The organism is Siminovitchia fortis (assembly GCF_003605365.2).
GTDB lineage: Bacteria > Bacillota > Bacilli > Bacillales > Bacillaceae_C > Siminovitchia > Siminovitchia fortis.
Genome location: NZ_QYTU02000001.1, coordinates 90496 through 105235 on the forward strand (window position 1 = coordinate 90496; position 14740 = coordinate 105235).

At 47.1% G+C, this 14740-nt stretch carries 14 protein-coding genes; 2 read left to right on the top strand and 12 right to left on the bottom strand.

Annotated elements, in window-relative coordinates; translation table 11 throughout:
- Nucleotide 1: 1 nt before the first annotated feature.
- Nucleotides 2-415: a methylmalonyl-CoA epimerase gene (gene mce / locus D4N35_RS00520; protein ID WP_120068310.1), complete on the bottom strand. Its 414-nt coding sequence runs from the start codon at nt 413-415 to the stop codon at nt 2-4.
- Nucleotides 416-524: 109 nt separating this feature from the next.
- Between mce and prli42 the strand changes: the two genes are divergently transcribed.
- Nucleotides 525-629, top strand: a complete 105-nt coding sequence (gene prli42 / locus D4N35_RS17960) for a stressosome-associated protein Prli42 (protein WP_306463590.1) — start codon at nt 525-527, stop codon at nt 627-629.
- 61 nt (nt 630-690) lie between these two features.
- On the opposite strand, the gene D4N35_RS00525 is transcribed toward prli42, so the two are convergent.
- The 10 genes from D4N35_RS00525 to D4N35_RS00570 all read right to left on the bottom strand — a co-directional run bounded on the left by D4N35_RS00525 (nt 691) and on the right by D4N35_RS00570 (nt 13274).
- On the bottom strand, nt 691-1134 hold the full coding sequence (locus D4N35_RS00525; protein WP_430722756.1) for a L,D-transpeptidase: 444 nt from the start codon (nt 1132-1134) through the stop codon (nt 691-693).
- A 380-nt stretch (nt 1135-1514) separates the two neighbouring features.
- Nucleotides 1515-1952, bottom strand: a complete 438-nt coding sequence (locus D4N35_RS00530) for a BrxA/BrxB family bacilliredoxin (RefSeq protein ID WP_120068317.1) — start codon at nt 1950-1952, stop codon at nt 1515-1517.
- A 210-nt stretch (nt 1953-2162) separates the two neighbouring features.
- A complete protein-coding gene (gene meaB, locus D4N35_RS00535) occupies nt 2163-3185 on the bottom strand; it encodes a methylmalonyl Co-A mutase-associated GTPase MeaB (RefSeq protein ID WP_235870252.1) in 1023 nt (340 codons plus the stop codon).
- Nucleotides 3178-5346, bottom strand: coding sequence for a methylmalonyl-CoA mutase (gene scpA / locus D4N35_RS00540; RefSeq protein WP_120068324.1), 2169 nt, complete (start codon nt 5344-5346; stop codon nt 3178-3180). Before scpA ends, meaB begins: the two co-directional genes overlap by 8 nt.
- The gene (locus D4N35_RS00545; protein ID WP_120068327.1) at nt 5339-7201 is read right to left on the bottom strand and encodes a methylmalonyl-CoA mutase family protein; all 1863 of its coding nucleotides are present in this window, start codon (nt 7199-7201) and stop codon (nt 5339-5341) included. Before D4N35_RS00545 ends, scpA begins: the two co-directional genes overlap by 8 nt.
- Before the next feature lie 137 nt (nt 7202-7338).
- Nucleotides 7339-8607, bottom strand: a complete 1269-nt coding sequence (locus tag D4N35_RS00550; protein WP_120068330.1) for a dihydrolipoamide acetyltransferase family protein — start codon at nt 8605-8607, stop codon at nt 7339-7341.
- A gap of 40 nt (nt 8608-8647) precedes the next feature.
- Nucleotides 8648-9631, bottom strand: a complete 984-nt coding sequence (locus D4N35_RS00555) for an alpha-ketoacid dehydrogenase subunit beta (RefSeq protein WP_120068333.1) — start codon at nt 9629-9631, stop codon at nt 8648-8650.
- A 14-nt stretch (nt 9632-9645) separates the two neighbouring features.
- Nucleotides 9646-10644, bottom strand: coding sequence for a thiamine pyrophosphate-dependent dehydrogenase E1 component subunit alpha (locus D4N35_RS00560; RefSeq protein ID WP_120068336.1), 999 nt, complete (start codon nt 10642-10644; stop codon nt 9646-9648).
- 39 nt (nt 10645-10683) lie between these two features.
- On the bottom strand, nt 10684-12108 hold the full coding sequence (lpdA, locus tag D4N35_RS00565) for a dihydrolipoyl dehydrogenase (RefSeq protein ID WP_120068339.1): 1425 nt from the start codon (nt 12106-12108) through the stop codon (nt 10684-10686).
- Between the two features lie 89 nt (nt 12109-12197).
- Complete coding sequence (locus D4N35_RS00570; RefSeq protein ID WP_430722761.1) at nt 12198-13274, bottom strand: Leu/Phe/Val dehydrogenase; 1077 nt, start codon at nt 13272-13274, stop codon at nt 12198-12200.
- A gap of 201 nt (nt 13275-13475) precedes the next feature.
- Between D4N35_RS00570 and D4N35_RS00575 the strand changes: the two genes are divergently transcribed.
- Nucleotides 13476-13718 (top strand): DUF2627 domain-containing protein, encoded by a 243-nt coding sequence (locus D4N35_RS00575; protein ID WP_120068346.1) that lies wholly within the window; start codon nt 13476-13478, stop codon nt 13716-13718.
- 222 nt (nt 13719-13940) lie between these two features.
- Here the strand turns inward: D4N35_RS00575 and D4N35_RS00580 are convergent, their stop codons facing one another.
- Entirely contained in the window at nt 13941-14672 is a 732-nt protein-coding gene (locus tag D4N35_RS00580; RefSeq protein ID WP_120068349.1) for a glycerophosphodiester phosphodiesterase, read from the bottom strand.
- Nucleotides 14673-14740: the final 68 nt, after the last annotated feature.

Here is a 14740-nt window from a genome sequence, read left to right on the forward strand (position 1 = left end):
CTCACTTCTCCTCCATGTGTGTTTTTTCACATAGTTCATACAAGACGCCATGTCCGGATTTCGGATGCAGGAACGCGACGAGAGATTGGCCGGCACCTTCTTTCGGTACATCATCCACCATTCGAATGCCTTTTTCTTTCAGTTCGGATATTCGTTCTTCGATGGATTGAACGCCTATTGCGATATGATGGATTCCCTCTCCGCGTTTTTCAATGAATTTTGAAATCGGGCCTTTTTCGTCAAGCGATTCCAAAAGTTCTATTTTCACATTATTCGCGTCAATAAAAGCAACGCGCACCTGTTGGGTTTTCACTTCCTCAATGGCCGTACAGCGAAAACCGAGCGTCTCTGTGTAAAACACCATTGCTTCGTCAATCGACTTGACCGCTATGCCGATATGATCCACTTTTTCCATGCGCTTGTCCTCCGTTCCGATGTTTCCCCTCTGGCAGCAGAGTTATGATACATGCTTGTCTCTTTAAAATATTCAATATAAAATAGAATGTAAAGTGAAGAGACAAGGAGTGAAGAAGTTGTCCAACAAAAAAGTCCAACGACTGATCATATACTTAATGCTGTTTGCCATGATAGCCACCACAGTGATGGCCGGATTGTCATTCATGTTATGAGCATAATAAAGGGACCAGTATGCTGCATATTGGAAAAAGGCCCTGCTGTCGGCAAGGCCTTTTATCGTACTCCGGCTTCCACCTGGGCATACAGACTTTCAAGGGACATTCTCGGAAGGCGGATACATCCTTCCGAAACATAGCTTCCAATTGAATGTGGCTGATTTGTCCCATGCAAGCCGTAGATCCTCCCGTCCGTCCCTTTTGCATCGAAGCCGATCCATCGCGACCCGAGCGGGTTTCGCTGGTCGCCCCCCGGAATATTCTTTTTCCGGTAATATGGGTTTACCGCTTTTACCTTTACCGTAAATATTCCTTCAGGGGTCAGATCGTTCGTTTTCCCCGTCGCCACTTTGGTCCGCAATCGGATTTCCCCTTGGTCGACCCAAGCAAGTTCATTCGTTTTCTTATTTACAATGATTAATGGATCTCCCGGCAAAAATTCAGCATCGAACGGCCAAAATGGAGAACCAGCCAGTATAAATAAAACCAAAAAAACACGCACGTTTTTCACCCTTTTTGTCCAGCTCCAGCGCATAGCCCCGCAAGGATCAAGCCGCTTCCCTGTTCGCTTACGAACTGCCTCCTCGGGAATCGTCTTGTTTGCCCGCACTAAACAAGGCGCTTGCGCTTTTCTTACTGAGTAAGAAAGTATAAGATGTTTTAGCTTTAAAATTTTGAACAAAGATTTTTGTTGTCTAGCTCCAGCGCCTATCGACTAGCAGACTTCGCACCTCCTCCTACGATAAGTCAACAACGGCTCGTTCCTCGCCGTGTTTCCTTTATCTCGTCGGAGGCACTCCAGTCTGTACGTCGATGGGCAAGGCGCTTGCGCTTTTCTTATTAGTTTGCTCTTAGGGTGAAAACTGATTCATTTTGAAAAAATTAAACTTCCTCGCAATACTGATCAAAATATTGCTGAAGTTTGTTTACAACAGACATCGGGTCGTGCCCCTCAATTTCATGGCGTTCTACCATTGTACAGATTTTCCCATCTTTCAATAAAGCAAAAGAAGGAGAAGATGGCGGATAATCAGTGAAATAGCTTCTCGCTTTCGCCGTCGCTTCCCTGTCCTGGCCGGCAAACACCGTTACAAGGTGGTCAGGGCGCTTATCATAGTGAATCGCATGCGCCGCTGCAGGACGGGCCACTCCTCCGGCACAGCCGCATACGGAATTGATCATAACGAGGGTTGTCCCTTTTCTTGACAGTGCTTCCTCCACTTCTTCCGGCGTTTGGAGCTGTTCATAGCCGGCCTGTTCCATATCTTCACGGGCCTGGCGAACGATATCATTGACATATAAATTAAAATCCATGCTCATCTATTACATTCCCCTTTCAAAAACATTCATAGTTTTACTACTGCTATCATAACAATTTGCCGGCTGTTTTATCAAATATCAGAATTTCATCAAAAGTTTTGGTTTAACTGCAAAAAGTTCGGGTATGATAAAAATACATCTAGTCCATACCCCTAAACTCCCTAGATGTTTTATTGGACAGCCAAAGGGCTGTCCCTTTTTAATGTTCTTTCATTTATCATAAAAAACATCGAACAAAAGGCCGCTTGCTTTAGTGACAGTCATTTCCCCATCCATTACCTTCTTTTCAATCTCGGGCACAAGTGTCTTGACTTTGTCATTTCCGAAAAAGGAGCTTTCCAGCTGTTCTTTGATTTGGGCATAAAGCCATTCCTTCGCCTGTATTTGACGATTTTCGAAAAACAGGCCCGACTCTTTAGTCAACTTCATATACCTTAAGACCATTTCCCAAACTTCGTCGATCCCTTCTTGATATAAAGCGGAACAGGTGAGAGCCGGGGTTGTCCACCCTTTTGTCGCCGGCTTCAGAAAATGCAGGATTTGTTTATACTCCCTCTGTGTTTTTTTGGCCAGCTCCAGGTTTCTGCCGTCAGCCTTGTTTACAATGATTGCATCCGCAAGCTCCATGATCCCTTTTTTCATCCCTTGCAATTCATCGCCTGCCCCTGTTAAGACAAGCAGCATGAAAAAGTCTACCATGCCCCTGACCATCACTTCACTCTGGCCGACGCCGACCGTTTCGATCAATAAAACATCGTAGCCCGCGGCTTCACAAGCAATGATTGTCTCTCGGGTTTTCCGGTGTACACCGCCTAGTGTCCCTCCGGAGGGAGAAGGCCTGATAAAAGCATTCGGGTGATTTGCCAGCCGCTCCATCCGTGTTTTATCCCCCAATATGCTGCCCCCATGCAAAGTTGAGCTTGGATCCACCGCAAGGACCGCCACGCGGTGGCCCTTATTGCATAACAAAAGGCCAAAAGCTTCAATGAACGTACTTTTTCCGGCCCCCGGAACCCCTGTTATGCCGATCCGGATTGAGTCGCCCGACAATGGAAGCAGGCGCTGCAGCATTTCCTCCGCCGGTTTTTTATGGCGGCCGGCATTGCTTTCAATCAAAGTGATAGCCCTTGATAGCATGGTGCGGTCCCTCGAGAGCAATCCTTCGATTATGTCATCGACACTTTTTTCGATCGGCTTTCGCCTGATGAATTTCTTCCGGATATCTTCATTCATCAAGCTCGCCCGCTTCCTCATAACCAAGCCTGGCATATATTTCTTCGATCACCTTTTGGGCAGCGACAGGAATGACCGTTCCCGGGCCGAAAATTGCGGAGGCGCCGTTCTTTTTAAGGAAATCATAGTCCTGCGGAGGGATGACACCGCCAATGACCACAATGATATCTTCCCTGCCGATTTTTCTCAGTTCTTCCATCAGCTTCGGCAGCAAAGTCCGATGGCCGGCAGCCAGGGAGCTGACTCCAATGACGTGGACATCATTTTCAGCGGCCTGCCTCGCCGTTTCTTCGGGAGTTTGAAACAAAGGACCGATATCCACGTCAAAGCCGAGATCAGCAAAAGCGGTCGCAATGACTTTCGCTCCGCGGTCATGTCCGTCCTGGCCCATTTTGGCAATTAAAATTCTTGGCCTCCGCCCTTCGTTTACCATGAATTCATCAGTCATTTCCTTTATTAGGGCAATTTCCTCCTCGTTGGAAAAATGGGAGCCGTATACACCGCTGATTGACCTGATTACCGCCTTGTGCCTGCCGCAAGCTTTTTCAATGGCGGAAGAAATTTCGCCCAGCGTCGCCCTTTCCCTTGCAGCGTCAACAGCAAGCTCCAAAAGGTTCTCCGAGCTGCCCGCTGCTCCTTCGGAAAGCTTTTTCAAAGCTTCCTGGACCCTTCCTTCGGAACGCTGCTCCTTGAGCTGCCTGATCCGCTCAAGCTGCTTCTTTCTTACGACCGTATTGTCTATATTTAATATATCAATCTCTTCTTCATGCTCCAGACGGTAGCGGTTTACTCCAATGATTGTTTCTTTTTTGGAATCAATTAATGCCTGCCGTCTTGCGGCAGCTTCTTCAATCCTCATTTTGGGAAGCCCGGTTTCAATCGCTTTCGTCATGCCTCCAAGCTCTTCAATTTCATCGATGTGGGCCCAGGCCTTTTTCATCAGCTCATCGGTCAATGTTTCGACGTAATACGATCCGCCCCATGGATCAATGACATTCGTCAAGCCGGTTTCTTCCTGCAAAAAAAGCTGTGTATTCCGGGCAATCCGTGCCGAAAAATCCGTCGGAAGGGCAATCGCTTCATCAAGAGCGTTCGTATGAAGGGATTGGGTATGTCCCATAGCCGCGGCATGCGCCTCAATTAACGTCCGTATCACATTATTATAAGGATCCTGTTCCGTCAAACTCCATCCGGACGTTTGACTATGCGTACGAAGCGCCAATGACTTGGGATTTTTCGGCTCAAAAGGGCTCATGAGCTTTGCCCACATCGTTCTTGCCGCCCGCAGCTTTGCCACTTCCATGAAATAATTCATCCCAATTCCCCAGAAAAACGAAAGGCGCGGGGCGAACGAATCTATGCCAAGGCCTGCCTTCAAGCCTGTTCTCACATATTCCAACCCATCTGCAAGAGTGTAGGCCAGCTCTATATCCGCCGGAGCCCCCGCCTCCTGCATATGATATCCTGAAATAGAGATGCTGTTGAACTTCGGCATATATTTGGACGTATATTCAAAAATATCTCCGATGATCCTCATCGACATTTCCGGAGGATAGATATACGTGTTCCTTACCATATATTCTTTTAAAATATCATTTTGGATCGTACCCGATAGCTGCTCCTTTTGTACCCCCTGCTCTTCAGCAGTCACGATGTAAAATGCCAGCACCGGAATGACAGCACCGTTCATCGTCATTGAGACCGACATCTGGTCAAGCGGGATTCCATCAAATAATATTTTCATGTCCAGGATGGAATCGATGGCCACCCCTGCTTTTCCGACATCTCCTTCTACCCGCGGGTGGTCTGAATCATAGCCCCGGTGCGTAGCCAGATCAAATGCAACAGACAGCCCTTTTTGTCCCATCGCCAAATTGCGGCGGTAAAAGGCATTGCTTTCCTCGGCGGTTGAAAACCCTGCATATTGCCGGATTGTCCATGGACGGTTTACGTACATCGTCGGATACGGTCCGCGTGTATACGGAGGAATCCCCGGCATTGTATCTGCATACTCTACTTGCTCGAGATCCTTTTTCGTATATAAAGCTTTTATACTGATTTGCTCATTTGTTTCAAAGCTGCTGTTTTTAAAAGCCTTCTGAATTTTGGGAGACCCCGCAAATTTGGGTTCAATCGATTGGAAGTCAGGCTTTTTATCCATTTATATCCGCCTCCCATCGGTTAAACATTCCATTCAACTTTTCAAAAATATTTTGACCGGAATAAAAGGTGCCGTCCATTTGAAGTGACGCTAATTCTTCTTCGGTAAAACTGCCGGCAATATCCAGGCGGACATTTGGCAAATTTTCTTTTACCCAGCGTCCGATTTCTGCGGCAAATTCCGGATAAAGGGAAGGGGGCCCGCACAAACAAAAATCTTTTTCCGGAGATTCTCCAATGTACCGCTTGATGCCGGTCAAGTCCCGGAAGCCCTCACTCCAGACAGCTTGGATTCCTGCTGTAGCCAAAACACCCGAAACAAAGTCCGCATGCGGTTTATATGACTTCAATTCCCCAAGACAGATCAGGCCTACAGATGGAGCTTCTCCTTTTAGCGCCAGCTTGTGCGACCTTTGCCGCAGGCTTTCGAACTTCTCCGCAAGCCTTACTCCCGGCAGCGGCTCGGCTTTCATCCTCCCTTTTCTTGCCGCGCAAGATGAGCTGTCTTCCGCCGGAAAACGGACCTGCTCGCCGGCCATGGCATAGACATTCACGCCGACAGCCCGGCACTTTCTCGTTTCCATATCTATCAATCTACCGGCGCTCGTTCTTTTAATATTCCCTTGAAGCCACCCTGTCAGCAAGACTTCAATCATTCCGCCTTTCTTGTCAATTTCCTGGAAAAACCTCCATCCCTGATGGACTAAACTTGATGTTAATGTCTCGATAAAATAAGAGCCTCCAGCCGGGTCGACAACCTGGCCCAAAAACGACTCCTCTTTCAAAAGAAGTTGAGTATTTCTGGCGATTCTCATTGAAAAATCGGTGGACCGCCCTGACAATTCATCAAATGGCCCTACATGAAGGTAATCGGCTCCTCCCAAAATTCCGGCAAATGCTTCGTTTCCCGCACGGAGTATGTTCACATAGGGATCCAGTACAGATTTTGTAAGATTGGCTGTTTCTGCACTAATAGGAACCGGCTGTTCACCTGCCGGTATTCCGTATGCATCGGCAATCGTCTTCCAAAGTACCCGGAAAGCCCTGAGTTTTGACAGTTCCATAAAAAAATCACTGCCGATGGCAAATCGAAAAATCAGTTTGGATGCCGTTTTTGCCGGAGTCCATCCCGCTTTTTTCATTTGTTCAATATAAAACACTGCCAATGCCAAAGAAACACCGAGTTCCTGAATCACTTGGGCTCCGGCTTCCTTGTATGGCTTTGTATCAATCATGATCGTACGAAGCTGAGGCAGCTGCCGATCAAGTTGCTTGATCTGTGAAACCCAATCTTTCATTTGCCCGCTGTCGGTGTCAGGGATGAAACCTTCGGAAAGGTCCATTGATACGATATCCGCTGCAACTGCCCCCGCAACGTTAATATTTGAAGCAAGCAGCTTTTTGGCGATGAGGCCAAAACGGCTGCCGGAAAAAATGAGCAGCGGTATTCGATCCAATGCAATGATATCGTTCAATTCTTTGAAGCATACGTCATCGGGCTTCTTAAGCTGCAAAGGGTCAAAAGCAATTGTCTCCTGTCCGCGTTGGAGGGAACTTTCGAGTTGAAGCTTTAATTTATCCCAATCATTCTCTTTCAGCGTTTGGGCTATGCGCCAGCAGCGTTTTTCCTCCGGATCATAAAAGCCCCGCAAAAAGCTGCCCTCTCCAGGGTATTGGTCTAACCGTCCATAATCGATTTGATGTTGCGTATAAAGGGGAGATAATTGAATACCTTCATACGTATCAGTGTAAAGGCCTTTCAGGGAAGCATTCTTCAATGATGATTGCGCAGCCTTTTCCCAATCGCTGATTGAGGCTTTTTTGAAGGCTGTTTTTTTTGCCTGGTCAGTGAACATGCGCTTACACCCTTCCTCTCCATTAATGCAAACGATTCCAAAAATATTTAGTGTTCCATTACCATTTTATTATAGTAATGGAACCCGGACAACTTAATAAAACGCCCGTACTCGCGAATAGAGTACGGGTATGTTTTCTAATAGACGGAAGTATTTTCTTTTGAAATATTCTCCAGTATTTCTTTTATCCTTTTTAAGAAGTTGCCGCACACGAGACCATCGAGGACCCGGTGGTCCATTGACAGACAGAGGTTTACCATATCACGGGCGGCGATCCCCCCGTTTTTCAATATCACCGGCCGTTTCACGATTGATTCAATCTGTAAAATGGCAGCCTGAGGATGATTAATGATTCCCATGGACTGCACCGAACCGAAAGAACCGGTATTATTGACAGTAAAAGTTCCACCCTGTATATCATCGGTTCTCAACCTGCCGTTCCTTGCCTTATTTGCCAGCCCGGCAATTTCCTTGGCGATCCCTTTAATGGATTGCTCATCCGCGTTTTTGATAACAGGAACATACAATACATCTTCACTTGCCACTGCAATAGATAGATTGATATCTTTCTTCTGAATGATTTTGTCTCCGGCCCACACGGAATTGATCATCGGATATTCCCTTAAAGCCTGTGCCACCGCTTTGACAAAGAAAGCGAAATAAGTCAGATTAAAGCCTTCTTTCAGCTTGAACTCATCTTTAATAGAGTTACGGAATTGGACAAGCCCTGTTACATCAACCTCCACCATCATCCAGGCATGCGGAATTTCCTGTTTGCTCCGGACCATGTTGGCGGCAATCGTTCTCCGGATGTTTGTGATCGGAATTTCTGTATCCCCCGGAAGGACAGGAATTTGTACAGGCTGAAAAGCGATACCGTGACTGGCAGAAACAACCTTCTGCTTTGGCTGGCCGCTTGGTTCATCCTTAGCAGGGATCTTTCCTGCATTGATCAATTTCTGCAAATCTTTCCGTGTAATGCGCCCTCCCAGACCGGTTCCATCAACCTGCCCCAGATCGATGTCATATTCCTGGGCCATCCGTACCACAGCGGGTGAATAACGGGCTTTATTCCGATTTTTCATTTTATCATCTTGGTCTGTACGCGCATCAAAAGCAATCTCTCCCTCGTCCTTAACCGAAGGCTCTTCCCCTGAATCCGTCTCTTGTGTATCGATCGTGCATATGATTTCCCCAACTGCGAGTGTTTCGTCTTCCTGGGCAATGATCTCCTTGATTGTGCCAGAAAAAGAAGAAGGTATTTCAGCATTCACTTTATCAGTCAAGACTTCAGCAAGGGGGTCATACTTTTTGACCTCATCCCCGGGCCCAACAAGCCATTTGCTGATTGTTCCTTCAGTCACACTCTCTCCGAGCTGGGGCATTGTTATATTTTTCACAGCCAAATAAAACAAGCCTCCTTTACCGCATGATTAATGGGTACCATTAAAATTCCGCAAGCTCCCTCATGGCCTTTTCAATTTTATCTGGATTAATCATAAAGAATTTTTCCATTGTCGGGGCATACGGCATGGCCGGCACGTCAGGGCCTGCCAGTCTCCTGACGGGTGCATCCAGGTCAAACAGGCACTCTTCGGCGATGATGGCGGCTACCTCGCCAATAATGCTGCCTTCCTTATTATCTTCCGTGATCAGCAATACTTTCCCTGTTTTGGAAGCTGCTTCTATGATCGCTTCCTGATCAAGCGGATAAACTGTACGCAGATCAAGGATATGCGTGCTGATGCCGTCTTTGGCAAGCTTTTCTGCCGCCTGCAGGGCCATATGGACACATAATCCATACGTAATGACAGTGATATCATCGCCTTCCCGTTTAACATCGGCCTTGCCGATCGGCAGTACGTAATCCTCATCGGGCACTTCGCCTTTAATTAATCGATAAGCCCTTTTATGCTCAAAGAACAATACGGGATCCTCATCCCTGATTGCCGCTTTCAGCAAACCTTTCACGTCGTATGGCGTCGATGGCATGACTATTTTCAAACCGGGCTGGTTGGCAAAAATGGCTTCGACCGACTGTGAATGATAAAGAGCACCGTGAACACCTCCGCCGTATGGCGCCCTGATGACGATCGGGCATGACCAATCATTATTCGAACGGTACCGGATGCGGGCGGCCTCAGATATAATCTGGTTAACTGCAGGCATAATAAAGTCTGCAAACTGCATTTCGGCGACCGGCCTGTATCCATACATGGCGGCTCCGATTCCAACGCCCGCTATGGCCGATTCAGCCAAAGGAGTGTCGATGACCCTTTGATCACCAAACAATTCATACAACCCTTGGGTCGCTTTGAAAACCCCGCCTTTTCTCCCTACATCCTCACCAAGAACAAAAACTTTTTCATCCCGCTCCATTTCTTCCCTGAGCGCTGCCGTAACTGCTTCGATATATGAAATGACTGCCATAAAGCTCCCCCCTCTTACGCCTTTTCATGATACACGTGTTTCAAGGCATCTTCCGGCGATGCGTATGGTGCTTCCTCCGCATAATCCGTCGCCTCGTTCACCTGCTCCATGATCCGGTCATTAATTTCTTTTTCCAGTTCGTTATCCATCAGTCCATTTTCTTTCAGATAGGATCCGAACAAAATGATGGGGTCCTGGCTTTTTGCTTTTGCCATCTCATCCGATGACCGGTAAGTGCGGTCATCGTCATCAGACGAATGGGGTGTCAGCCGATTGCATTCAGTTTCAATGAGCACAGGCCCCTCGCCATTCCTGCAGCGGGCAGCAGCTTCTTTTACCGTTTTGTATACTTCAAGCGGATCATTTCCATCAATGGTGATACCTTGCATTCCATAGCCTGCTGCACGGTCTGATACTTTCTCGCATGCAAGCTGCTTGTCAATCGGAACGGAAATCGCATATTTATTGTTCTCACACATAAAAATGACCGGAAGCCTGTGTACGCCGGCAAAATTCGCCCCTTCATGAAAGTCTCCCTGGTTTGAAGAACCTTCACCAAAGGTTACAAAAGCGACCTGATCGCTTCCTTCCATCCTGGCCGCCAGGGCAACTCCCACTGCATGGGGAACCTGTGTCGTAACAGGCGAAGAACCGGTGACAATCCGATTTTTCTTCTTTCCAAAATGGCCGGGCATCTGCCTTCCCCCGGAGTTCGGATCTTCTGCTTTTGCAAAGCCGGAAAGCATGATTTCTTTTGGAGTCATGCCAAAAGCAAGAACAACTCCCAGATCCCTGTAATAGGGGAGAACATAATCTTTTTCCCGGTCAAGGGCATAGGCCGCCCCTACTTGTGCAGCTTCCTGCCCTTGGCAGGAAATGACAAACGGGATTTTCCCGGACCGGTTCAAAAGCCACATCCGCTCATCTATCCTGCGGGCAAGCAGCATGGTCTCAAACATTTCCAAGACTTCCTGATCGCTCAGCCCAAGCTCTATATGACGGTTTTTTGCCATCCTTTCTACCTCCCGATGGATTTAAGTTTCATGTTTGCTTCATATATGTATGGCGCGTCCGTCCACTGCAAGTGCCGCTTCGCCCATCACCTCGCCCAAGGAAGGGTGCGGGTGGATCGTTTGCGAAATTTCCCAGGCGGTCGCATCAAGGACGCGGGCAAGGCCCGCTTCTGAAATCAAGTCAGTTACATTCGGACCGATCATATGTACACCGAGAATATCATTTGTATCCTCATCGGATACAATTTTCACAAATCCGTCGGTTTCGCCGAATATGAGGGCCTTTCCAATGGCCTGGAATGAAAACTTTCCTGTTTTGACCTTAAAGCCTTTTTCTTTTGCTTCATCTTCCGTCAACCCCACTCCTGCTATTTCCGGAGTGCTGTATATGCACCTTGGTACATGATCATAAATAATCGGGGACGGATCTTCTCCTGCAATGTGCTCTGCTGCCTTTATACCTTCATGGGAGGCGGCGTGCGCCAGCTGCAATCCCCCAATGACATCTCCTATAGCATATATATGAGATTCCTTTGTTTGATAATATTCGTTTACCTTGATAAACCCGTTGTCCAATTCAATATCCGTGTTCTGAAGTCCGAGATTATCGGAGTTCGGATTCCTTCCGACGGCAACAAGAATTTTTTCTCCTGTAAACTCTTTGAGCCGGCCATCGACTTCAGCCGAGATTTTTGCAAAGCCGCCATCCTTCATAAATGTGTCCGGCTGCACTTTCGCCCTTGTCACCACATTGATTTTTTTCTTTTTAAAAAGGCGCTCCAATTCTTTGGACACTTCCTGATCTTCGGAGGGCAGTAATTGTTCGGCATATTCAAGGATTGCCACTTCCACACCGAAATCTGCAAGCATTGATGCCCACTCAATGCCGATCACCCCGCCGCCGATGATAATCATTGACCTTGGAAGCTGCTCCATCTCAAGGGCTTCGTCGGATGTAATAATATATGTACCGTCAATGTCCAGTCCCGGAAGTGATTTTGTGCGTGACCCCGTTGCAATGATGACGTTTTTGGGGACAAGCATTTCGTTTTCGCTGCCATCTGTCATCTCAACCGATACAGTTCCGGGAAGCGGAGAAAAGATGGAGGGTCCCAATATCCGTCCAAAACCATCATAGACATCTATTTTTCCTTTTTTCATCAAATGTTGGACACCCTTATACAGCCGGTCAACGATACCCGTTTTTCTCTGCTGGACCTTTTTGAAATTCAAGATCGCGTTTTCTGTCTCAACCCCGAAATCTTCACTTTGTTTTACAGTGCTGAACACTTGCGCACTCCAGAGCAATGCCTTGCTCGGAATGCAGCCTTTATGTAAACATGTTCCCCCGAGGGCTTCTTTTTCGACGATTGCCGTTTTCAAACCGAGCTGTGAAGCCCGGATGGCAGCCACATATCCGCCTGTACCCCCTCCAATTATCACCACATCATACTCATGAGCCATCTGAGTGCCTCCCTTATTTCAAAACCGAGTCGATCATGCCATGCGTAAGCTTGAAGTGTTTCACTCCGCTTTTGCCCATTTAAACATCTTTAAATCCTATTGTACAGAATATGCTTATCATTAAGTAAAAATTGGCTTCTTGATTTCCGTAACGTTTCTATCCGTTCCTCTGCCATCCGGTCCGCGGCCACGTATGTGGGGATACGATCGCGCTTGGAGATGTTAATGACCTTTTCAACATTATTGTAGATTGTTTCGACTTTCTTAAGCGCACGCTCTTGGTTATAACCGTGGAGTTCATCGGCAACATTTATGACTCCGCCGGCATTTAAAACATAATCAGGCGCATATACAATTCCTTTTTCATGGATAATGTCCCCATGGCGGGGTTCCTTCAGTTGGTTATTTGCAGAGCCGGCTATCACTTTCGCTTTAAGCTGAGGAATCGTTTGATCATTGATGATGGCACCAAGCGCACAAGGCGCAAAAATATCTGCCTCCACTCCGTATATATCTCCGGGATCCACTGCTTTTGCATCGAAGGCTTCTACAGCCCGGCGGACCGCCTCTTTATTAATGTCTGTAACGATCAGCCTGGCACCCTCTTCGTGCAAATGCCGGCAAAGCTCAAATGCAACGTTTCCGACACCCTGTACAGCAACAGTCTTTCCTTCTACCGAATCGGAGCCAAACGCCTCCTTCACCACTGCTTTCATCCCGACAAAACACCCGTAGGCAGTTACCGGTGAAGGGTTTCCGGAAGAGCCGAAGGCGGAAGACCCCGTGACAAAATTTGTCTCCTCATAGATGAGATCCATATCCTCTACAGTAGTCCCTACATCTTCAGCTGTTATGTAACGGCCGTTCAATCCTTGAATAAACCGGCCGAAGGCCCTGAACATCTCTTGGTTTTTGTCTTTTTTCGGATCACCGATAATAACGGCTTTCCCGCCGCCAAGATTCAAACCGGCCGCCGCATTCTTATAGGTCATGCCTTTGGCAAGGCGCAATGCATCATTGATTGCAGCCTCTTCATTGTCATAGGTCCACATCCTTGTCCCGCCGAGAGCCGGTCCAAGCGTCGTGTCATGTATGGCTATGATCGCTTTTAACCCCGACTGTTCATCCTGGCAAAACAATAATTGCTCATAATCATCCCGGGCCATCGTTTCAAATATTTTCACAAGCTCACCCCGTTTTTATTTTTTATTCCAAACCTAATTTATAATGGCCGGTTTTATATTAGAAAAATGTCCGGCCCAAAAAGTTTATTATTTTACAATTGATTGTAGCGAAAAGCTCGATGCTTGACAAATGATTCCGTTGAGATATGATTTTTTTGAGATAATATTGATAAGGAGATTTCCATGGCTCGAATTATAGCACTCCTATTGCTGGTCCTGCCCGGCCTATTGGCAGGCTATGGCATAAAATTAATGAGAGATATGTTGTTTGGCGTTTTACAGCGTCCTTTTCCATATTTATGGATGCAATTTCTCGGCGGCCTGCTTTTCTTTCTCATAGGATTAGGATTTATCGGTGGCTTTATTTTACACCGTGACCGAAAAAGAAACAAAGTTCAGGACCGTTTCAAGAAAAGGGGACAGTAAGATATGGCATTAAGAAAAGCGAAAGCGACTTGATTCTTGCGGGGCTAGGCGCTGGCCGCCTTAAAGCGCCACGTCCTGTGGCGCCGGTGGCACTAGGACCTCCTGTCCGTCGGCAGGCTCAAGCAGCGACGTCCTGTCGCTTCGCCTGCACTAGCACGTCCTGTCCGTCGGAGCTGGACATATCAATAATAAAAGATCTGCGAAAAGCTTGCAGATCTTTTATTATTGATATTGCTCCCTTAGCCGGTAGGCTTTCCCCGGATAATCGGTAATCAGGCCTGAGCAATTGAGGGCAAAGAGCCTCTTCATGTCTTTCTCTTTATTTACTGTATATGGCCTGACAGCAATGCCGCATGCCATAGTGTCCATGATTTCCCTATCGGAAATTGATTTCAGTTTCGGATGAATGCCGCATGCCCCAAGGGACGCTGCATAGTCCCAAGGCTTGTATAAAACTTCATTGTATAATGGGGCTGTTGTGATTGCAGGTTCGATTTCCCTGCTGAGAACAAGCGATTTGTGGTTGAACGAGGAGATGATCACCCTCTTTTCCAGGCAAAACTCATGCACCAGCTCAATAACCATTTCTTCCATGCCCCTATATGGATTGACAGCATTTTTCAGCTCGATATTACATAAAAGATGATTGCCTTCCAGCCATTCAAACACTTCACGCAAAGAAGGAATCCGGCAGCTTTTTTTAAAAAAATGGAGGGAATGGAAATTGGCCTTCAGTTTGGACAGCTCGTTGAAAGTAAGCTCGTTGACAAAACCGCTCCCATTCGTGGTTCTGTCGACAGTTAGATCGTGAATCACGACGATTTCCCCATCCGCCGTTAATTGTACATCCAGCTCAATTCCGTCTGCCCCATCCATTTCTGCGGCTAAAAAGGCTTCCATCGTATTTTCCGGGTGAGTCCCGGCAGATCCCCGATGTGCAAAAATAAACGTCATCTGCTCACCGCCTAAAGTAGGATATTTACATCATACCCTTTTTAGGCATTATATGCGCCAAAGATGAT

What these genes read in the sequence shown, in the direction of transcription:
- mce (WP_120068310.1), bottom strand. Translation starts at nt 415, where the DNA reads ATGGAAAAAGTGGATCATATCGGCATAGCGGTCAAGTCGATTGACGAA.
- D4N35_RS00530 (WP_120068317.1), bottom strand. Translation starts at nt 1,952, where the DNA reads ATGAGCATGGATTTTAATTTATATGTCAATGATATCGTTCGCCAGGCC.
- meaB (WP_235870252.1), bottom strand. Translation starts at nt 3,185, where the DNA reads ATGAATGAAGATATCCGGAAGAAATTCATCAGGCGAAAGCCGATCGAA.
- scpA (WP_120068324.1), bottom strand. Translation starts at nt 5,346, where the DNA reads ATGGATAAAAAGCCTGACTTCCAATCGATTGAACCCAAATTTGCGGGG.
- D4N35_RS00545 (WP_120068327.1), bottom strand. Translation starts at nt 7,201, where the DNA reads ATGTTCACTGACCAGGCAAAAAAAACAGCCTTCAAAAAAGCCTCAATC.
- D4N35_RS00555 (WP_120068333.1), bottom strand. Translation starts at nt 9,631, where the DNA reads ATGGCAGTCATTTCATATATCGAAGCAGTTACGGCAGCGCTCAGGGAA.
- D4N35_RS00560 (WP_120068336.1), bottom strand. Translation starts at nt 10,644, where the DNA reads ATGGCAAAAAACCGTCATATAGAGCTTGGGCTGAGCGATCAGGAAGTC.
- lpdA (WP_120068339.1), bottom strand. Translation starts at nt 12,108, where the DNA reads ATGGCTCATGAGTATGATGTGGTGATAATTGGAGGGGGTACAGGCGGA.
- D4N35_RS00570 (WP_430722761.1), bottom strand. Translation starts at nt 13,274, where the DNA reads ATGGCCCGGGATGATTATGAGCAATTATTGTTTTGCCAGGATGAACAG.
- D4N35_RS00575 (WP_120068346.1), top strand. Translation starts at nt 13,476, where the DNA reads ATGGCTCGAATTATAGCACTCCTATTGCTGGTCCTGCCCGGCCTATTG.
- D4N35_RS00580 (WP_120068349.1), bottom strand. Translation starts at nt 14,672, where the DNA reads ATGACGTTTATTTTTGCACATCGGGGATCTGCCGGGACTCACCCGGAA.